The sequence below is a fragment of the Novimethylophilus sp. genome (genome assembly GCF_036504375.1).
In the GTDB taxonomy this organism is placed as follows: Bacteria; Pseudomonadota; Gammaproteobacteria; order Burkholderiales; family Methylophilaceae; genus Novimethylophilus.
The window spans coordinates 15,592-33,485 of record NZ_DASXVH010000080.1 but is presented as its reverse complement, the minus strand read 5'-3'; the positions used below and the strand labels follow the sequence as shown (position 1 = coordinate 33,485).

Annotated in this window: 19 protein-coding genes and 4 pseudogenes; 10 read left to right on the top strand and 13 right to left on the bottom strand. The window is 54.0% G+C overall.

Annotation, left to right across the window (positions count from 1 at the left end; genetic code table 11):
* Positions 1 to 403, top strand: a 403-nt coding sequence (locus VGK14_RS11695; protein ID WP_331509268.1) for a hypothetical protein, incomplete at its 5' end; no start/stop codon positions are given.
* Positions 404 to 551: 148 nt separating this feature from the next.
* Here the strand turns inward: VGK14_RS11695 and VGK14_RS11690 are convergent.
* Positions 552 to 782 (bottom strand): DNA-binding protein, encoded by a 231-nt coding sequence (locus VGK14_RS11690; RefSeq protein ID WP_331509267.1) that lies wholly within the window; start codon positions 780 to 782, stop codon positions 552 to 554.
* Positions 783 to 923: 141 nt separating this feature from the next.
* On the opposite strand from VGK14_RS11690, the gene VGK14_RS11685 reads away from it, so the two are divergent.
* Positions 924 to 1,307, top strand: a complete 384-nt coding sequence (locus VGK14_RS11685) for a hypothetical protein (protein ID WP_331509266.1) — start codon at positions 924 to 926, stop codon at positions 1,305 to 1,307.
* Positions 1,308 to 1,322: 15 nt separating this feature from the next.
* Here the strand turns inward: VGK14_RS11685 and VGK14_RS11680 are convergent.
* Positions 1,323 to 1,628: pseudogene (locus VGK14_RS11680) on the bottom strand (integrase core domain-containing protein); the annotation flags it as partial.
* Between VGK14_RS11680 and VGK14_RS14665 the strand changes: the two are divergent.
* Entirely contained in the window at positions 1,628 to 1,696 is a 69-nt protein-coding gene (locus tag VGK14_RS14665) for a DUF3892 domain-containing protein (protein ID WP_414691719.1), read from the top strand. The pseudogene VGK14_RS11680 and the gene VGK14_RS14665 sit on opposite strands and share 1 nt — an antisense overlap.
* A gap of 110 nt (positions 1,697 to 1,806) precedes the next feature.
* Here VGK14_RS14665 and VGK14_RS11675 read toward each other — a convergent pair.
* Positions 1,807 to 2,156 (bottom strand): annotated as a pseudogene (locus VGK14_RS11675) (transposase); the annotation flags it as partial.
* An 898-nt stretch (positions 2,157 to 3,054) separates the two neighbouring features.
* Here VGK14_RS11675 and VGK14_RS11670 point away from each other — a divergent pair.
* The 4 genes and pseudogenes from VGK14_RS11670 to VGK14_RS11655 all read left to right on the top strand — a co-directional run.
* Positions 3,055 to 3,747, top strand: coding sequence for a S1C family serine protease (locus tag VGK14_RS11670; RefSeq protein WP_331509265.1), 693 nt, complete (start codon positions 3,055 to 3,057; stop codon positions 3,745 to 3,747).
* Positions 3,748 to 3,984: 237 nt separating this feature from the next.
* Positions 3,985 to 4,257 (top strand): annotated as a pseudogene (locus VGK14_RS11665) (integration host factor subunit beta); the annotation flags it as partial.
* Between the two features lie 202 nt (positions 4,258 to 4,459).
* Positions 4,460 to 4,636, top strand: a complete 177-nt coding sequence (locus VGK14_RS11660) for a hypothetical protein (protein ID WP_331509264.1) — start codon at positions 4,460 to 4,462, stop codon at positions 4,634 to 4,636.
* A gap of 47 nt (positions 4,637 to 4,683) precedes the next feature.
* Positions 4,684 to 5,352 (top strand): annotated as a pseudogene (locus VGK14_RS11655) (DDE-type integrase/transposase/recombinase); the annotation flags it as partial.
* Between the two features lie 112 nt (positions 5,353 to 5,464).
* On the opposite strand, the gene VGK14_RS11650 reads toward VGK14_RS11655, so the two are convergent.
* The 5 genes from VGK14_RS11650 to VGK14_RS11630 all read right to left on the bottom strand — a co-directional run bounded on the left by VGK14_RS11650 (position 5,465) and on the right by VGK14_RS11630 (position 8,009).
* Entirely contained in the window at positions 5,465 to 6,481 is a 1,017-nt protein-coding gene (locus VGK14_RS11650; protein ID WP_331509263.1) for an STAS-like domain-containing protein, read from the bottom strand.
* 75 nt (positions 6,482 to 6,556) lie between these two features.
* The gene (locus VGK14_RS11645; protein WP_331509262.1) at positions 6,557 to 6,829 is read right to left on the bottom strand and encodes a tyrosine-type recombinase/integrase; all 273 of its coding nucleotides are present in this window, start codon (positions 6,827 to 6,829) and stop codon (positions 6,557 to 6,559) included.
* Positions 6,830 to 6,855: 26 nt separating this feature from the next.
* On the bottom strand, positions 6,856 to 7,122 hold the full coding sequence (locus VGK14_RS11640) for a hypothetical protein (RefSeq protein ID WP_331509261.1): 267 nt from the start codon (positions 7,120 to 7,122) through the stop codon (positions 6,856 to 6,858).
* Positions 7,119 to 7,337 carry a DUF302 domain-containing protein gene (locus VGK14_RS11635; protein WP_331509260.1) on the bottom strand — a complete coding sequence of 73 codons (219 nt, stop codon included), beginning with the start codon at positions 7,335 to 7,337 and terminating at the stop codon, positions 7,119 to 7,121. Before VGK14_RS11635 ends, VGK14_RS11640 begins: the two co-directional genes overlap by 4 nt.
* A gap of 36 nt (positions 7,338 to 7,373) precedes the next feature.
* On the bottom strand, positions 7,374 to 8,009 hold the full coding sequence (locus VGK14_RS11630; RefSeq protein ID WP_331509259.1) for a helix-turn-helix transcriptional regulator: 636 nt from the start codon (positions 8,007 to 8,009) through the stop codon (positions 7,374 to 7,376).
* 168 nt (positions 8,010 to 8,177) lie between these two features.
* Between VGK14_RS11630 and VGK14_RS11625 the strand changes: the two genes are divergently transcribed.
* From VGK14_RS11625 to VGK14_RS11615, 3 genes are all read left to right on the top strand, one after another.
* The gene (locus VGK14_RS11625) at positions 8,178 to 8,834 is read left to right on the top strand and encodes a hypothetical protein (protein ID WP_331509258.1); all 657 of its coding nucleotides are present in this window, start codon (positions 8,178 to 8,180) and stop codon (positions 8,832 to 8,834) included.
* Positions 8,835 to 9,169: 335 nt separating this feature from the next.
* Entirely contained in the window at positions 9,170 to 10,096 is a 927-nt protein-coding gene (locus tag VGK14_RS11620; protein ID WP_331509257.1) for an adenylate/guanylate cyclase domain-containing protein, read from the top strand.
* Between the two features lie 437 nt (positions 10,097 to 10,533).
* Entirely contained in the window at positions 10,534 to 13,062 is a 2,529-nt protein-coding gene (locus VGK14_RS11615) for a bifunctional diguanylate cyclase/phosphodiesterase (RefSeq protein WP_331509256.1), read from the top strand.
* Between the two features lie 74 nt (positions 13,063 to 13,136).
* Here the strand turns inward: VGK14_RS11615 and VGK14_RS11610 are convergent, their stop codons facing one another.
* Genes VGK14_RS11610 through VGK14_RS11590 form a run of 5 tightly spaced genes read right to left on the bottom strand, consistent with a single transcriptional unit; the run spans position 13,137 to position 17,894 of the window.
* Positions 13,137 to 14,672: a cytochrome D1 domain-containing protein gene (locus VGK14_RS11610; protein WP_331509255.1), complete on the bottom strand. Its 1,536-nt coding sequence runs from the start codon at positions 14,670 to 14,672 to the stop codon at positions 13,137 to 13,139.
* A complete protein-coding gene (gene nirJ, locus VGK14_RS11605) occupies positions 14,645 to 15,973 on the bottom strand; it encodes a heme d1 biosynthesis radical SAM protein NirJ (protein ID WP_331509254.1) in 1,329 nt (442 codons plus the stop codon). Before nirJ ends, VGK14_RS11610 begins: the two co-directional genes overlap by 28 nt.
* A gap of 1 nt (position 15,974) precedes the next feature.
* Positions 15,975 to 16,460 (bottom strand): Lrp/AsnC family transcriptional regulator, encoded by a 486-nt coding sequence (locus VGK14_RS11600; protein ID WP_331509253.1) that lies wholly within the window; start codon positions 16,458 to 16,460, stop codon positions 15,975 to 15,977.
* A complete protein-coding gene (locus VGK14_RS11595) occupies positions 16,457 to 16,900 on the bottom strand; it encodes an AsnC family transcriptional regulator (protein WP_331509252.1) in 444 nt (147 codons plus the stop codon). The genes VGK14_RS11600 and VGK14_RS11595 overlap by 4 nt, the downstream gene beginning before the upstream one ends.
* Complete coding sequence (locus tag VGK14_RS11590; RefSeq protein WP_331509251.1) at positions 16,887 to 17,894, bottom strand: Lrp/AsnC family transcriptional regulator; 1,008 nt, start codon at positions 17,892 to 17,894, stop codon at positions 16,887 to 16,889. Before VGK14_RS11590 ends, VGK14_RS11595 begins: the two co-directional genes overlap by 14 nt.

The window sequence follows — 17,894 nt, the reverse complement described above, 5'->3', positions numbered from 1 at the left end:
GCAAAAGCGTTCATCGCATGCTTTCGGCCCGTGGCAATCCCACAATGGAAAGCTTGGCAGCGGTTTTCTCAGCAATCCGAAAAGTGTTGAATATCACCTTCGAAACACACACTGTTCATCCCGCTTAAAAGCGGTTACCCTATTTACCCCAGCTATTTCCATCGATTTAAGAAAGTCATCCAACCATTCTGTCGGCATCGCAGAACATTGCTTCTTAGCGTTCCCAAGTAACTTTGGTGAAAATGCCCCTGCTGCTGAATTATGTTTCCACCATATTTTGACCCATATCCAACCTTCATCAGTAAAATCGATCAGCCTCTTGTTTTTGAGTCTTCTGACGACAACTATCAACTGGTCTGTCGTCCAACCCATTTCGGCTGCTGCGATCCTCCAAACTATTTGATATACACCCACAATGTTTGATGATGGTGATGTTAAAAAATAAAGCAAAGTTGCTTTATCTTCATGACTCAAATCACATATTTCCGGATCTCGCCAGAAAAAATCGCTGATTGTTCTTTGCCTCATGGATTTCTCCCTTGGGATAGCGCTTAATCTGCGTCAGCTTGGTCTTGGTCCAACACCTTTGCTACCAGTGCAGAACGGAAGTACACACGACGGCCTATTTTCTTTTTGGCCGGATTGAATTTTTTAGACATTTCTCCATTTTGTCGTAGACACCATCTCAAGCCACCTTCTGAACGATCTAATAAACTTGCCAACTGCCCTATGAACAATAGGGGACCGAACTTTTCCAACAAATAATTTTCTGTACTTTTCATAACTTCGATCTCCTACGATAATCAACAGGCAAATCTGCTAAAATATAGAATGGAATCGTACCATAATATGGTACGTAATAAATCTATATTTTGGTCCAATTGAGAGATTTGTTGATTGCCATTCTGACCCAGGAGTAAAAAATGGCTGAAAGTAAAATAGCTGCTGAACGCATAGAGAGAAGGCGAAAATTGCTTGAGCTGCGAGCGGAAAAAGTTGCAAAACTAAATACTGACGTCCGAGAAAGACTCATTCATCTCATAGACACTCAAATGATTTCAACTGGTCGGTATGAATATCTTGAGCAACGATATGGAATTTCAGCCAGGAAGTGGAAAAATACGTGCAATAGAGTTCAGCTACCAGGAATCGATATGTTGTCTTCGATCCTAAAAGATCATCCGTATTTTGCGTTGTGGTTGATGACTGGCAAGAGAGATAACAGATTGCAAGTTGACCCAACTGAAGAAGGATGGGAAGTCAAATATGAAAGCGAACTATTAAAAGTTCCAACGAGTGATGATTGAGCTTATATGTGTGATTCATAGAGATCGTTTCAATTTCCTCAACGCCAAATCCACCTTGTAGTTGGCATCCTGAATCCGCTCAGATGAAGGGCGGTAGTTTCTTATGACTTCATCCGAGTACGGCGTTTCATCCGCAAGCTCGAAGTATCTTTCCATCGGAGATTTGCCGTTGTGAGCACTATGGGGCCGATCCCAGTTGTAATAATGCTGCCACTCAGCAAGCAAACCATCCAAATTCTCATCGGCAAGATCAATAGTCGTATAGAACTCGGTTTTGTCCGTTTTCTGCGATCGCTCTACCTTGCCGTTGAGATGAGGAGATCAAGTATGTTCAAACTGTTGCCGATGGTCGCAAGACAGACAACTTACTGTCGTTGCCTCAGAAATGAAATCGCAGTGATTGGCCTTTGACTGCGCCGATGCCTAGCTTGGCATCGGCGCCTTATCTTATTGCGACCGTTAGAATTAAAGGGTATCCGTAATCTGCGGTTGATTTCGGTCAAGAACCGGTGGGCACAGAAATTTTCATTCGTGTTGATTTGCTATGATGTGAATGCTTCATATTGGTCAAGAGAAACTCATCCTGCGTACCGCTGAGTCTCCGCAATCGCAAGCGATCCAGTTTCAGGATGCGCTTGAGGTGAGCAAACAGCATCTCCACTTTCTTCCGGTCCTTGCGGGATTGCAGATAGGCATCGGTTCTGGCGATGGCACGTGCCACATCGCGGGCAGGCTCAAAGAGGCTGCGGTAATTTTGCGAGTCGGCGTATGCGGGCAGCACCGAGCTTTCATCGGACAGGTCGCGTAATCGCGCTGACTCGACCGGTAGATGATGGTGTCGGCTTGCGTTGTGTGTGGCAAAAGCAGTCGTTCACAAACGCAGTGGGCTCGCTGTCATCATGAGCTGAATAACCGTTGGGGACAATACAGCTGCACGCGCGTTTGCTACAGCGACTTGTATTTTACGCTCTTATTCAGTGCAACCTCTCCTGATTTCTGCACCATGATGACCCGCATCGAGAGACGTTAACCCTATTTAGCAAGTCTTGATGTAAGAACTTCTCATTGATTCTAAGGGGTTTAATATAAATCATGGAATCATGGCACAACTAATGCGTATCCCAGATAAATATTCGCACCTTCAAGGATGCAGACGTTACACCCACCGCCCGTTCCAACTCCTTTTCCGCCTGATTTGGCGCGGTATCAGATATATTTATTTCCCGCCGGTTTTGACTAGGAATAGGGCGTAGAGTGGGGTATTGAGGAATGGAGGTCTATATGGCTAGTAATAGTTTTCATGCACGCCGGGATATATACCGGAAACTACTTGCCGGCGAGCTTGGGAGTGGGAAACCGGCATTATCACTGAAATTCCATATGGCGGAACCCGATACGGGTGTTTGTAAATTAGTAATCGGGGGCAGAAAGCACCATATTGGCGATGCCCCAGTCTGATTAAACTCGGGCTCACCCCACACAGACGCGCTACGGCGCGTTTTTTATTGCGGGTTGGGAGGGACCTGCGCGAAAAGACGCGCAGGCCGCAGAATTCAAACGTTGGTGCCTGCTATCGGGAATCTTGACTGTCCGCAAAGGATCCATCTGAGACATCTGCCACAAAGCTAAAACCGCGAAATGCGATTTGACTGTCGAGTGAAATTTCAGCCAAAAATCCAAAATTCAACCGCGTATTACGGATACCCAATAACATTTACGGTTTTGCACTTTTCAAAGAAATATCAAAATGAAAAATTATCTAGCCTCGATACTCGTTACATTATTTATGTTGCAATTGCCACAGCGAGCCATAGCAGCTGAAGATACAGAGCAAAATTGGAATACGGTTAAACGTGGTGTAACTGTCGAAATTACAAAAGACGACAAAGTACTATGGTGGGGTTCTGGCGTGATTATGGACAACAATACGGTGCTGACTGCCGCACACGTTGTCGATCATGTGGATGCAGACTTGATGATTCAGATTCGATACAAAGGCATGCCAATTCCAATGCAATTAGCATTGCTTGGCAACAGGGAGGGAATTGATCTGGCTGTACTTGCCACGTCACTAGGTGCAGAGGCAAGTAACATCAACATCAAAGACAAAGTATCGATCTGCGAAAATGATTTGCTTCCGGCACAAGAAGTCGATGTTCTTGCTTCTGCCAACTATTTCTCGTCAACAGGTGCCGTTAATCCTGACTTCCAGATATATTACAAATCTAAACAGACTACCAATCATATAACTGCATTCCTTGACCACGGTACTTCCGGCGGTGGTGTATTTGATCATGGTAAAGGATGTTTGCTAGGAATTATTAGTCAGCAACATATTGATGCAGTAACTGCCGGAACCATTAAGATCGAGAATTACGGAACGAAGATCACTTCCGCATCTGAGATTGCTGCGTTTATGCGATCCGTTAAGTTCAAATAAAACAAAGCCCTCTGCTGCCCTAAGCCGAAGTTTGGTTTTCCACTGACATCGGTCGGCTACTGCCGGAGAACTGGACATCCAGAGAGCAGGTTTGAAAGTCTAAATCGTCGAAATAGGCACCACTCTTTGTGGCTGCTGTGGCGGCCCATCTATTTGATGGTGATGTTTGCCTTTATTGTTTATCTGGATCTGACACGTTGCGTCCTTGGAGAAATATCCTTGTGCTAATATTTCCAAATGACCCGCTCCGAATTGATAGAACGTTTAGCTATTCACTTTGCGCAACTGACACGTACCGATATTGACTTGGCAGTAAAGAATATCTTGGGAGCAATTTCAAGCCATCTTGCACAAGGCGGCAGAGTTGAGATTCGAGGTTTTGGCAGTTTCAGTTTGCATTCTAGGCCACCACGGCTGGGCCGTAATCCAAAGACTGGCGAGCCAGTCAAGGTGCCAAAAAAGTATGTCCCTCACTTTAAATCGGGTGTGGAATTAAGAGAACGAGTGAATATAGGAATGAGAAATTCCTTGGCTTCCGGATCTGCTGATGGGATTGATGATGAAACCCAAGACCCTTTATGGATGAACAAGAGGGAAAGGCAGGCACTTTCACGTGCTCAAGTGCGCAGTGGTGAGCGCACCCAGGAGAGCATGCATTTCATTCCTCCAGCTTTAGCTAGAGAAGCCAAAGTCCGATATCGGGGGTGAGCTTATGAAAAAAAATGCTGATGCCATCGATGATGAAAGTCAAAACCCTTTGTGGAAGACCAAAAGGGAGAGGCAGGCACTTTCACGCGCCTTAGTGCGTAGCGGCGAACGCACCCAGGAGAGCATGTTTCTCATCTCTAGTGAAATCGTGAAAACTCTCAAGATCCGGCATCGTGCTTGATTTTAAATGTGTGATTCATAGACATCCTTTCAATATAATCGCTGGAAATGGACAGGGAAATTCAGCAGCGACTTCAGTGGGTGAAACTCTATGAGCAACTGGGGGATGCGGGCCTTGTCTGTCGGCGATGCGGTATTTCAAGGCCGACCTTAAGGAAGTGGTGGCTGCGATATCAAGCGGGCGGTATCGATGGTCTACAGAGCCAGAGCAGGCGTCCTCTGAACTCGCCCAATACCAAGATCAGTGATCATCATGAGCAATTGATTCTGGATCTGCGAAGTCAGCGCAACTTGGGCGCAAGAAGAATTCAAAGCGAATTATTGCGTCAACATGACCTGCCTTTGGGATTGGCAACTATTCATAAGGTCTTGCAGAAACATCAGGTCCGGCCGATTAGAAAGCTGCGCAAAAAGAGTGACTACATCCGATATGCCAGACCTTTACCTGGTGATCGAGTACAGATGGATACCTGCAAAATTGCCCCAGGGCTGTATCAATACACCTCTGTCGATGATTGCACACGGTACAGGGTGTTAAGGCTGTATTCACGCCGTACCGCCGACAATACTCTCGACTTTATCGACTGTGTCATTGATGAAATGCCGTTCCCGATACAGCGAATTCAAACGGATCGTGGTAGAGAGTTTTTCGCGATCAAAGTCCAAGAAAAATTAATGGGGAAAGGGATCAAGTTCCGACCTAACAGGCCGGGATCCTTCGCCTAGCGCGGCCTTTAACTTAGTCATCCCTTTGCATAGGGTCGGCTGGTCACTTTCCTAGGGCTACCAGCCTTCCCGCTTTGCCTGATTCCGTCAGGCGGCGTTTTACTCATTTCACTGCAAGCGCACGGACAATCATCTGCTGCACTTCAGTAGTTACATGCACTGGGATGAGCGATACACCTGGATGTGATGTTGCAAACACCCTGAAAATCTCGTCGGCAAACGCCTGCCCAATTTCCTCGACACCAGTGAAATCCAATACTACCGTTTTGAATCTCTCGACTCTCGCCATAACACGCTTAGCCTGAGAGCGAGACACGAGCTTTTCCCCCTCATGCCGAGCCAGCCTGACAGGAACTATTGTCTTGTTGAACGAATGCTCGTCAGGCTCGGCAAATTCATCATAGACAGCGGTGAGTGTGCGTTGGCAATCGTTGGCTAACCTTAAGAACACCTTGGTGCCTGGCACATCCGACTCGTAATCGATCAGCCAATCATCGTGCTCCGCTTGATGCGAAAAATAAAGCGTTCTAGACATGATGGTGAATAGATCGAATGTCCTCGATGTGAAGAAAATCCCCTCCCCCGTATGATTTGCCGGGTCAGTAGTTAGCTTTCCTTTCGCCAGTTCGAGGATGGACTCCCTTGCGTCATACAGCCCTAACATGCGCTGTATGCGGTGGAATATGCCCTCGCCGTCATCAATAATCCATACCTCGGTATCAAGTCCGGTGCGAGAAAAATGGATGGTCAGAGTAGTGCCTTCGGAGTGATCAATAGCATTGTTTACCATCTCAGTAACACCGTAATGCCACATATCACGGACATTCACTGGGAGATCCGCGATGAGTTGAGACAAGTTCTCGCGCCAAACAACGTCCTCCCTGAGACCAGCAAGAGGAAACGTCCAGGAATGCACCGTTAAGGGAATGTTCCATGAATATTTGGCATTCCCCTTGCCCTCAGAGGCAACCAGATTGTTTTCCTCCAGCGCGTTAAGATGGCGACTGGCCGCCTGCTTGGAGATGCCAAAGTGTCTGGCCGTCTCGGCAGCCACATTCCGGTATTTGCTACGGCACAACTGCAGCATAAAGTGCCTGATCTCTGCGGTCTTTTGTCTCATGTCGTCAACATACTCACAATCTATCGACAACAATTATACAAAATATCGACAACATTACAAGAGCTTTCGACAACATTAGCCGTTCTTCCTTTTAATCGGAATAACCTCTGCGGTAGGCAGCAGACCGCCAGCCGCCAGCATGGCTCGCGTCGCGGTTTGCATGGAATCCCGTACCGGATCAAGATTGAGCCGCGAATAAATCATTGTCGAAGCCGTGTCCTTGTGTCCAAGAGACTTGCCAATAACCACTAGGCTGGCACCAGTTGCAGCCTGCCAGCTTCCCAGTGTGCGTCGCATGTCATGGATGCGCAGATCATTCAGTCGTGATCCGGTGGTATCAAGTTCCATTTGGGTAGCCATCCCGCGAGCCCGTTCTAGCGATGCTTCCAGTGATTCATATTTCCTGCTTCTATCCAGAGGCCCCTTTTCTTTGAGCAGGGGCCACTCGAATTCGCCATCCGCTTGGCCTTGATCCTGTCCAGCAAATCACGGTTAATTTCATCCAGCGTCAATCCGTTCAGATAAGGATCGAGCCACCGCAGATGCATTTTATCGGTGACTTGAGTGGTCTTATCTGCAGTTTCCGCCAAATAACGTACAACCGCTTCTTTCCAGGTGCGGCGAGGTTTGACGCCTATCAACGTGCTAGGTTATCGGTGGACAGAACTGTTGCCGCCTGTCCCGGATTACAGACTTCAAAAACCTTGCATTCCTCATCAAATGCAATGCCTTTACTGCGAAGCGTGGCCCCCAAATCATGGACATGTAGCACCCCGAAGCCGTGATGCATAACCGCTGATGCAAGGTCTGTCGATGCTTGGCTGAATGGTTTGTTGGTTTCAACTATGTAATACATTGCAATCACCTCGATCTTTGTGGTTGGCACTTTATGTTATGGTTTGGGCGTAAATTTGAACCGACAAACGTTGCCGCCGCTCGCCATGCACTCCTGATGATCGATCTTGCTGTCGGCGAACGCGGACATCATTGCCAGGTCGAATTGGCATATCTCCGGGTTCTTGATGGCGAGATTATGGAAAATGCAGTTATCCGCTTCGATCGTGGGCACGCCGTCAACGACCGTGGCGCTCCGCGTGTTATATCCGAGCTGTTCCATGATCTCGGAAAGCTTCTCGACCTTTTGCTGCTGGTTTTCCAGCCCGGAATACTGGCGGCGCAACTGTTGAGCGACTTCCGACCCCATGGCATCCATGCGGTCCCGCAGCCCTTCCGTCCCGGACTCCTGCTTGATTGATTCGACAATCAACTGGGCGAACCAGGAGTAATGGCGCGGGAAAAATTCCTTGCCCGCGTCAGTCAGCACGTAAAGTTGCTCCGGCCGTCCTCCCGACGGGCGGGTCGCGCCCTGAGTAACCAGGCCGTCGTTTTCCAGCGCGGCCAGATGCTGCCGGACGGCGTTGCGAGTGATCTCAAGCCGCTTGGAGAGTTCGTCCACCGTCAAGCCGCCCTTGTTCTTGAGCAGCAGATTCAACAGCTCCTGCTGACGAGTTCCCAATATTGCAAGCATTTCATCCTCCTTCGGGACACCGGACTCTTTCTGCCGGCACCCTTCGCTTTAACCCAGCTTAATATAACATAAATAACTGCCATAAACATTTTAACATAAATTACTTGACAAAGTGTTTTATATGACTCAATCTGCAGTTTCTTCAACCGTTTTTCTAAGGAGATCACCATGAGACTGACTAAACGAACCACCCTGACTACTTCGATTCTTGCCGTTCTTTTGAGCGCCGCCATCCCCGTGTATGCCGAGCACGCCAACCACGAGGCCGGGACGGTGGATGCCTCCCCCAGGATAGCCCAGACCGATGCTGCTCTGCGGGATTTGTGGGTAGGCCACGTCTTCTGGGTTCGCAACGTGGTCGTAGAAACGCTCGCCGGGAACAAGGAGGCGGCCACGGCCGCAGAGAACGAAGTCGTTGCCAACGCCAAGCAGATCGCTGCATCAATCGAACCGTTTTATGGCAAGGCAGCCTCGGACAAATTGTTTGGCCTGTTGGCCGGACATTACGGCGCAACCAAGCAGTACCTCGAAGCGACCGCAGCGGGTAGCCAGGAAAAACAGGCTGCCGCAATGAAGAGTCTGACGGGCAACGTAGAGGAAATTGCCGTTTTCCTGAGTGGAGCGAACCCCAATCTGCCTCACGATGCCGTGAAAGGATTGTTCCTGGCGCATATCGCCCACCACCAGCAGCAGATCCAGCAATTGCACGACAAGCAATACCCGCAGGAAGCCCAGACCTGGGAAGCGATGAAGGAACATATGTATGGCATCGCCGATGCGCTGACCGGAGCACTGGCCAAGCAATTCCCGGCCAAGTTCAGTTAACCCTGAAAACAGGAATTGACCGCAGTTAAACGCCGATAAATCAAATTGTTGCTGCCTTTCCCGGGAACACCATTTTGGTGATCGGCGGAAGGTCAGTAACACAATGATCAATCGGCGTTTAATTGCTTTTTTCAGGTTAGAGTGTGTTCACACCAAATACTCCGAGGATACGCAGTGAGCCGAGGGTTCGCTACCCAGGAAGGACAAACGCGAAGAGGTAGGAAGAAGGCGCAAGAAGTTTTGTGTAAACGGTCATTTGACGGTCTCACTTCCATAAGGAGCGAGGATGACCGTATGATTCAGCAAAACCTGTCCAAACAAACGGGGCCACTTTTATGCCTTCCATCACTTACCTGCCGGACAACAAGCGCGTCGAATCGGAAGGAGGTGAAAGCCTCCTCCAAACCTCCTTGCGACTCGGGATTCCCCATGCGCACGCCTGCGGCGGAAATGCCCGCTGCTCCACCTGCCGCGTCATGATTCTGGATGGGCTGGAAAACTGCTCCCAGCGCAACAGCCGCGAGCAGGAACTCGCCCGTCGCCTGCATTTCAGCCAGCAGATCCGTCTTGCTTGTCAGACTTCCGCTACTGGTCCCGTGACTCTACGCCGCCTGGTGCTGGATGTCGAAGATATAGAGCTCACCAGCCAGTTGACCCCGGACAAGACCCCCATCTCGGCCGGAGAAGAGAAAAAAATTGCCATTCTGTTTGCCGATATCCGTAAATTCACTACTTTTTCCGAGTCCCTTCCTCCTTACGATGTCATCCATGTGCTGAACCGCTATTTCTATCAAATGGGCAAGGTGATTAATCAACACGGGGGTTATATCGATAATTACATGGGCGATGGCCTCATGGCGTTATTTGGGGTAGAGCACCCGCAGGATGCCACGCTCATGGCTGTAAGGGCCGGACTGGGCATGCTCAAAGCCGTCGAGCAACTCAAGTCATATTTGGAGAACATTTACGCTATGAGCTTCCGAATCGGCGTCGGGGTGCATTATGGAGAGGTCGTCCTTGGAAGCATTGGCGCCAAGGATGAGCGGAGGATGACAGCGATAGGGGATGCGGTCAATTTCGCCAGTCGCGTTGAGGATGCCAATAAGGAATATGGGACACAATTGCTCATTACCGAGAATGCTTATGATGAAGTGCGGCAACACGCCTGTGTGGGCAGAAAGTTCGTCGATGCTGCCATGAGGGGAAAGAGCGGCAGATACACGCTGTACGAGATCGTCGGGATAAGAAAGCCATACCGATAAACTGCCCGGCAAGACAATAGAGTTTTTGCTTGCCAGTAACCAGGCTCATCGTTTGGGCCGCGCCAAAATTAAAAAGAGGTTGGCTTTCGCCAACATCTTTTTAATTTACCTTTTCTCTCAAGCATGATTATTTGGTGCCATAGGTATCATCCTGAGCCTTGCGCTGCCGCTTCAGCCGGCCCTGGTTGCATCATTAAGCAGAGCCGATCACCTTATAGAAAAATCAACGCACAACAGAATCCGCACCGATGTGAGCGTTTTACCTGGCGGAATGAATCATGCAACCGCCGCGAGCACCAAGGCGCATTTGGATCATCTTGATAAAATCAAGACATGCCGGTAGGCTTTGCACTCTTGAATGGCGTTTACAGATTGCTTTTGAGCGATGGAAGAATAACCATGAATAAAGCCATCATTCTCGCGGCCAACGAGTCACCATGACTACGCCCAATAGCCCGTATTTGCGGCGCATCAATTGGCTGCTGCTATGCATGACTCTGATATTTCTCGCGGCATGGCTGGCGCCGCAGCCAGCCGTATTGCAAGGCACCGGCATCATGCCGCTGTGGCTGCACCTCGCAGCGGAACTGTTTTCCATCATCGTCTCGATCCAGACTTTCGGCATCGTTTGGAACTCATATGGCGCGGAGCGCCCCGGCAACATCCTGATTCTGGCCTACGCCTTGCTGGCAGTGGGCCTGATCGACTTTGCCCATGCCTTGTCATTTACCGGCATGCCCGATCTCGTCACCCCCGCCGGGCCGGAAAAGGCGATCAATTTCTGGCTGGCAGCGCGACTGATCGCCGCCCTTACCCTGTTTGCGGTAGCGATACGGCCGTGGGAGCCGCTAACTCGCGCGCATTCGCGCTATTGGCTGCTGGCAGGCTTTGTCGCGATCACCGCGCTCACTTATTGGCTGGGATTGTTTCATGCAGAGGCGTGGCCGCGAACTTTCGTTCAAGGCCTGGGGCTGACGCCATTCAAGATCAGCGCGGAGTATTCGATCTCGTTATTGCTGCTTATTGCGACCACAATGTTCTACCGCGAAGCGAAACGGGCACCGCACAGCGGTTACGTAACCGATCTGTATGCTTCCGCAGCGATTACGATTCTGAGCGAACTGTGTTTTGTCTTGTTCAGCCAGGTGACGGATGTCTTCAACCTGCTCGGGCATTTATACAAAATCGCGGCCTATTTGTTCATCTACAAAGCCGTGTTCGTCAGCAGCGTGCACGAGCCGTTCCAGAAATTGCTGGTGGCGGAGAACAAAATCAAGACTTCGCAGCAGATGCTGCAATCCATACTCGATGCGGTACCCGTCCGCATTTTCTGGAAAGACCGCGAATCGCGTTACCTTGGCGCCAACAGCCTGTTTCTGCAGGATGTCGGTGTGGGCAATATTCGGCAGTTGATCGGGATGGACGATTTTCATCTATTCCCAACACCGCATGCCGAGCTTTACCGCAAGGACGATCAACAGGTCATGGCATCGGCCGCTCCCAAGCTAAATTTCGAAGAGTCGATATCGACCGCTGCCGGGCAAAAGAAATTCCATTTAACCAGCAAGGTGCCATTGCAGAGACCGAATGACGGCGAAGTGATAGGCGTATTGGGCTCCTACACCGACATTACCGCCCTCAAACACGCGGAAGAAACGATCCGGCATCAGGCCAATTTCGATCCATTGACCAATCTGCCCAACCGCCGCCTGTTCAACGACCGCCTGGATCAGGAAATCAAGAAATCGAACCGTGCCGGCCAGCCCTTGGCATTGTTGCTGATCGACCTCGACCGTTTCAAGGAAATCAACGACACCCTCGGCCACGGCATGGGCGACATGCTGCTGATGCAGGCAGCGCAGCGCCTGCGTGGTTGCGTGCGTGAAACCGACACCATCGCCCGCCTAGGCGGAGACGAGTTCGCGGTCATCCTCGGCGAGCTGAATGACCTCGGCAGCGTCGAACGCGTCGCCCAATGCATCCTGCTGCAGCTGGCCGAGCCGTTCCACCTGATTAATGAAACCGTTTACATCTCCGCGAGCATAGGCATCACGCTATATCCGGAAGACGCCAAAGACCTGGAAGCCCTGCTACAGAACGCTGACCAGGCCATGTATGCGGCCAAGGAGCAGGGCCATAACCGTTTTCATTATTTCACGTCGGCGATGCAGGACGTCGCGCAAACCCGCATGCGCCTGACTAGGGATATGCGCGGCGCCTTGGCCGATTGCCAATTCCTGGTGTATTACCAGCCTATCGTGGAGCTGGCTACCGACACCATTCATAAAGCCGAAGCGCTGATCCGCTGGCAGCACCCCACTCGCGGCCTGATCAGCCCCGCGGAATTTATTCCGATTGCCGAGGATACCGGCATGATCATGGAGATCGGCGATTGGGTGTTTCGCGAAGCGGCCAACCAGGCAAAAGTCTGGCGAACATCGCATCATGCGGAATTCCAGATCAGCATCAACAAATCGCCGATCCAGTTCCAGAGCGCGGATCATATCCAGGCCGCATGGCTGAATTATCTGCATGAACTCGGCATTCCCGGCTCGGGCATCGTCGTCGAAATCACCGAGGGCATATTGATGGACTCCAGTTCCGCCATCACCGGCAAGCTGCTCGAATTCCGCGATGCGGGCGTACAGGTCGCGCTGGATGATTTCGGCACCGGCTACTCATCGCTGTCCTACCTCAAGAAATTCGACATCGACTTCCTCAAAATCGACCAGACATTCATCCGCAACCTGGCGGCAGGCTCTGACGACATGGCGTTGTGCGAAGCCATCATCGTCATGGCGCACAAGCTCGGCATCAAGGTGATTGCGGAAGGCATAGAAACGGCGGAGCAGTGCGCCCTGCTGGCCGCCGCAGGCTGCGATTACGGGCAGGGTTATCTGTTCTCCCGGCCAGTGCCGGCCGAGGAGTTCGAACGCCTGCTGATCACCGGCCCAACCCCCGTCTGAGCCGACGGCCCAGGAGCGGGAGCAGGAGCAGGCCAAAGGACCCCGGCCGCACCCGCGAGTCTTCGGGAAATTCTTTAATGACTGGTGCCGGACGAGCGGGTAATCTTGTTGTAAACGTTGTACTTGCCGGAAGGCTTGCTCATCGGCAGGCGTTTCACTTCATGCAGCGTCTGCGCATCGTACACCACCAGCGCGCCGTCGTTTTCCCATACGCTCACCAGCGCATATCTGCCGTCGCGGGTGAATTCGACGTGGGCGGCGGTCTTGCCGGGTGACGGGGTCACGCTCGCCGCGACTTCCAGCGTTTGCTTGTCGATCAACTGCAGCGTGTCCTTGGCTGCGCCATTGAACACGTCGGTCCAGGCATAGCGCGTGTTGTCGTGGCTGCGCATGAAAAAACCGGGGCCGGGCGTCTTGATCTGCTTCACCACCTGCCAGTTCTGCATGTCGATCACCGTGATGACGCCATCCTTGAGGTTGGGCGTGGCCAGCACCTCCCGCCCCTGCCATTGCCAGGTGATGCCGGAGCCCAGGTGCGGCATGCCGGACAGCGGCAGGTCGGCGATCTTGCGACCCATGTCCAGGTTCACCACCTGCCCCCGGCCCTCGCGCGCCGCGCCGATCAGATACGCATAGCTCCGGTCGAAAAAGAAATCGTCGAGCACGGTTTCGAGCCGGATGCGGCGCGGGTTGAATTTGCCGGGCAGCGGTAGCGCCTCCGCCGTTTGATAGTCGTGTACCAGCCCCGGATAAACCGGTAGCGCATGGTCGTCGTAGCTCACTTCCCACAGTTCCGGCACGTCTTTCAGCGCTACCACGAAACTCTTGCGCGGCGCTGCATCGTACACCGCCGACACGCGCGAACTATGGCCGTCCACGTCGGCTACGGCAATGGTCTTGAGCAGCGACAGGTCGGCGGCATCCAGCAGCACCAGGGTATGCGGCAGGTAATTGGCGGCCATTACGTAGCGCCCGTCGCCGGAGACGGCGATGTTGCGGGTATTGATGCCGGTACGGATTTCGGCGACGTATTGCAGGTTCCAGATGTCGAACTTGGACACCCAGCCGTCGCGCGAGGCGAAATAGACATAGCGCCCATCCGGCGAGAATTTCGGTCCGCCGTGCAACGCGAAGCGCGTGGGAAAGCGCTTGATCGGCTCGAAACTGTCGCCGTCCAGCAGGGTCGCATGGTGGTCGCCGCTTTCCACCACGATGAACAGGTTGAGCATGTCCGCCGCGAATGCCGGCTGGTCCGGCAGGCTACCGGGCGCGTGAAGCTCGATGCGCGAGGCGCGGATTTCCGCCTCGCCCCATGTCGGCGCCTGAGGTAGCGGGGTATAGAGGTAGTCCGCCAGCGCCTGTAGTTCATCGGCCGAGAGCTTGTCGACGAACCCCGGCATGCGCGTGGCAACGCGGCCCTGCGCCAGGGTCTTGAGCGCTTCCCCCGGTTTCAGCCGCTCCAGGCTTTCCGGCAGCAGCGCCGGGCCGCTGCCGCCGAGGCGGTCCGCACCGTGGCAGGCCGCGCAGTGCTGGCGGAACAGCTGCGGGGCGTCGGCGGCGCCGGCCGCGCCTGCCGACAAGATCAGCGCGGCGAGGAGGAGCAGACGCATGACTGGGAATGTTCGGGAGAAGACGATACGCCGATTTCCGCGTCGCTCAGGTAGCAGGCCGGGTCTTCCTGCCAAGGATCGCCGGTGAGCTGCTGCGCACGCACGCGCGTGTTGCCGCCGCAGATGTCGAAATAGCCGCACGCGCCGCAGCGCCCCTTGAGTTGGCGCGGCACCGCCTTGAGGCCGGCCATCAGCGGATCGGAAGTATCCTGCCAGATGGCCGAGAACGGCCGCTCGCGCACGTTGCCGAGGTTGTGATGCCACCACATGGTGTCCGGATGCACGTTGCCGAGATTGTCGATGTTGGCGACGTTGACGCCGCTGCTGTTGCCGCCCCATTGCGCGAGGCGGGCGCGGATGTGGCCTTCCAGCTGCGGAAAATGCCGCCGCACCCAGAACAGCAGGTAAACGCCGTCGGCGTCGTTGTTGCCGGTGACGAATTCCTTGTGCCGGCCTGCCTCGGCATACATCCAGGCGGTGTTGAACAACAGGTCCATGGCGCGGCGCGTAGTTTCCGTGACGGCATCGCTGCCGCGGTTCTTGTTGCCGCGTCCGGCGTAGTTGAGATGCGACAGGTAGAACTTGTCGATGCCTTCTTCCTCCACCAGCTGCAGCAATGCCGGCAGGTCGTGCGCGTTGTCCTGCGTCAGCGTGAAGCGCACGCCGACCTTGATGCCGGCGTCGCGGCATAGCCTAATCCCGTGCAAGGATTCCTCGAACGCCCCGTCCTTGCGGCGGAAGCGGTCATGCGTGTGCTCGATGCCGTCCAGGCTGACGCCGACATAGTCGAAGCCGGTATCGGCAATCGCCCGGATATTGGTGCGCGTAACCAGCGTGCCGTTGGAGGACAGGCCGACATAGAAGCCCATGCCCTTGGCGCGACGCGCGATGTCGAAAATATCCGGGCGCAGCAAGGGCTCGCCGCCGGACAAGATCAGCACCGGCACGCGAAACGCCGTGAGGTCGTCCATCACCGTATACACTTCCTGCGTATCCAGCTCGCCGGGAAAATCCTTGTCGGCGGAGATCGAATAGCAATGCCGGCAGGTCAGGTTGCAGCGGCGCACCAGGTTCCAGATCACCACCGGACCCGGGCGACCGCGTAGGGCGGAGCAGTGCCTGCCGGAGGCAGGTGCGAACCCGGAGCGGGATGCTGTCGCCCCATGTACAGCCGCTGATGTTCCCTCCGCCGGCTGATCAACCTCCGGGGATGCGGGCAATGCTTCGGGGCGACCGTTGCGCTTGGGGCCAAGCGGCGTCGGCTTGACGATTTCCTGCATGAATTGCGAGATGCGGAACATGCTAAATCCTCAACCCGGTTTTCTTCAGTATCTGCGAACTGTAAAGGATGGTGTGGGCGCGGCAATGCCCGCCAAGCAGCGCGGCGATCTGCGCGGCCTGCGCTTCCACTTCCGCGCGGTCATGGGCGTGCACCATCGCGAACAGGTTGTAGCGCCAGCCTGGCAGGCGGCGCGGGCGGCGATAGCAGTGGCTGACGAAGTCGAGCGCCCCCACCTTGGCGCCCAGTTCGTCGACATGGTCGTTCATCACGTCCCATACCGTCATGCCGTTGGCGCGGTAGCCCAGCGCATAATGATTTGGCACCGCGCCGATGCGACGGATGATGCCATGCTCCAGCATCGCCCGCAGCCGGCGGATGACTTCCTCGGGAGCGATGCCGAGCTGCTCGGCGATGGCGTTATAGGGCCGCGGCGACAGCGGCAGCCCGGCTTGCGTAGCCTGCACGATACGGCGACTGATGCTGTCGAGGGCAAGTTTCTGGCTCATGCCGCGAACCTCAGGCCAACGAAATATTCGCGCTCCTTGGGCATATTGCATACCGGGTAGCCGGTTTCCGCCTCAATGCTGGCGATGGTCTCATGGATGCCTTGCGGCGTTTCCGTCGCCAGCACAAACCACATATTGAATGCGTGTTCGCGCCGGTAATTGTGCGCCACCGCCGGCAGCGCATTGACGATGGCCGCGGCGCGCTCGAAATCCTCCTCCGGCACGCGCATCGCGGCCAGGCTGAAGGCACCACCCATGCGTTCGATCTGGTACATCGGGCCAAAACGGGTCAACACTTTTTCATCCAACAGCTTTCCGAGACGGACAATCAGCTCATCCTCGCCGATGCCGAGTTGCGCCGCAACCTCCTGGAATGGCCGTTCGCACAGCGGAAAACCACCCTGCAGATGATTGATCATAGCGCGGTCAAGCTCGTCCATCGGACACTCCTGCATAGCGTGCGCCGCATTGCTTGAAGCGGCGGCGACTGAACAGCGTTTGGGAGGGGAAAGCAGCCAGCCCGGCATTGCCCACCAGTTGGGCGATCTGCGCCTGAACCACGGTACGGTCGGTGCCGTGCACCATGCAGAACAGATTGTAGGGCCATTCCGGCAAGCAGCGCGAACGGCGGTAACACAAGGTCACGCCGTCCTGCTGCGAGACTATCCTGCCGATCTCGTCCACCAGTTCATCCGGCACGTCCCACACTGTCATGGCGTTCTCCCGGTAGCCCAGTTCGTGGTGCCGCACCACCACGCCGAAACGCTTGATCACGCCGCGCATGCGCCACAGCACGACCTGGTTGATGACGGCATCCTCATCCATGCGCACACATGAACCGATGGCGGAGAATGGCTCGCGCTCGAGCCGGATACCGGATTGCAGGGCGGCAACTATCGCCGTCTGCTCGTCGTTCAACTGCACGCGCGCACCCTGGCCGGCAGTGCATCGTGCATGGCGGCCCTTGCCGTTGAGGTCGAAGCCGAGATCGATGTGATAGCGTTCCACCATAGGTAACACCAGCATGGAAAAGCCGACATGGTTCGCGATCCTGTTCAGCACGGCATTGAGCCGGCCTTGATCGGGTGCTGCGACGACAAACCACAGGTTGTAGTCGTGCTCACGCTCATAGTTGTGATTGATTTCCGGGAAAGTATTGAGCCAGGCCGCGATTTCTTCCACGCACGCTGCCGGCACCGCCAGCGCCGCCAGCGTGCTGGCGCCGATACTGCCCGGGCTGAACACGGGGCCGATACGGCTGATAACGCCGTCTTCGGCCAATTGGCCGAAGCGGTCGATCACCTCGGTTTCGTCCAGACCGACTTGCGTGCCGATGTTGCGGAAAGGCCGGCATACCAGCGGAAAATAATGCTGGAAGTTGTTGAGCAATCGCGCTTCTATGTCGTTATAGCCGTTCATATAGGGCGTGTTCAC

What these genes read in the sequence shown, in the direction of transcription:
- VGK14_RS11690 (WP_331509267.1), bottom strand. Translation starts at nt 782, where the DNA reads ATGAAAAGTACAGAAAATTATTTGTTGGAAAAGTTCGGTCCCCTATTG.
- VGK14_RS11685 (WP_331509266.1), top strand. Translation starts at nt 924, where the DNA reads ATGGCTGAAAGTAAAATAGCTGCTGAACGCATAGAGAGAAGGCGAAAA.
- VGK14_RS11670 (WP_331509265.1), top strand. Translation starts at nt 3,055, where the DNA reads ATGAAAAATTATCTAGCCTCGATACTCGTTACATTATTTATGTTGCAA.
- VGK14_RS11660 (WP_331509264.1), top strand. Translation starts at nt 4,460, where the DNA reads ATGAAAAAAAATGCTGATGCCATCGATGATGAAAGTCAAAACCCTTTG.
- VGK14_RS11650 (WP_331509263.1), bottom strand. Translation starts at nt 6,481, where the DNA reads ATGAGACAAAAGACCGCAGAGATCAGGCACTTTATGCTGCAGTTGTGC.
- VGK14_RS11645 (WP_331509262.1), bottom strand. Translation starts at nt 6,829, where the DNA reads ATGGAACTTGATACCACCGGATCACGACTGAATGATCTGCGCATCCAT.
- VGK14_RS11635 (WP_331509260.1), bottom strand. Translation starts at nt 7,337, where the DNA reads ATGTATTACATAGTTGAAACCAACAAACCATTCAGCCAAGCATCGACA.
- VGK14_RS11630 (WP_331509259.1), bottom strand. Translation starts at nt 8,009, where the DNA reads ATGCTTGCAATATTGGGAACTCGTCAGCAGGAGCTGTTGAATCTGCTG.
- VGK14_RS11625 (WP_331509258.1), top strand. Translation starts at nt 8,178, where the DNA reads ATGAGACTGACTAAACGAACCACCCTGACTACTTCGATTCTTGCCGTT.
- VGK14_RS11620 (WP_331509257.1), top strand. Translation starts at nt 9,170, where the DNA reads ATGCCTTCCATCACTTACCTGCCGGACAACAAGCGCGTCGAATCGGAA.
- VGK14_RS11615 (WP_331509256.1), top strand. Translation starts at nt 10,534, where the DNA reads ATGACTACGCCCAATAGCCCGTATTTGCGGCGCATCAATTGGCTGCTG.
- VGK14_RS11610 (WP_331509255.1), bottom strand. Translation starts at nt 14,672, where the DNA reads ATGCGTCTGCTCCTCCTCGCCGCGCTGATCTTGTCGGCAGGCGCGGCC.
- nirJ (WP_331509254.1), bottom strand. Translation starts at nt 15,973, where the DNA reads ATGTTCCGCATCTCGCAATTCATGCAGGAAATCGTCAAGCCGACGCCG.
- VGK14_RS11600 (WP_331509253.1), bottom strand. Translation starts at nt 16,460, where the DNA reads ATGAGCCAGAAACTTGCCCTCGACAGCATCAGTCGCCGTATCGTGCAG.
- VGK14_RS11595 (WP_331509252.1), bottom strand. Translation starts at nt 16,900, where the DNA reads ATGGACGAGCTTGACCGCGCTATGATCAATCATCTGCAGGGTGGTTTT.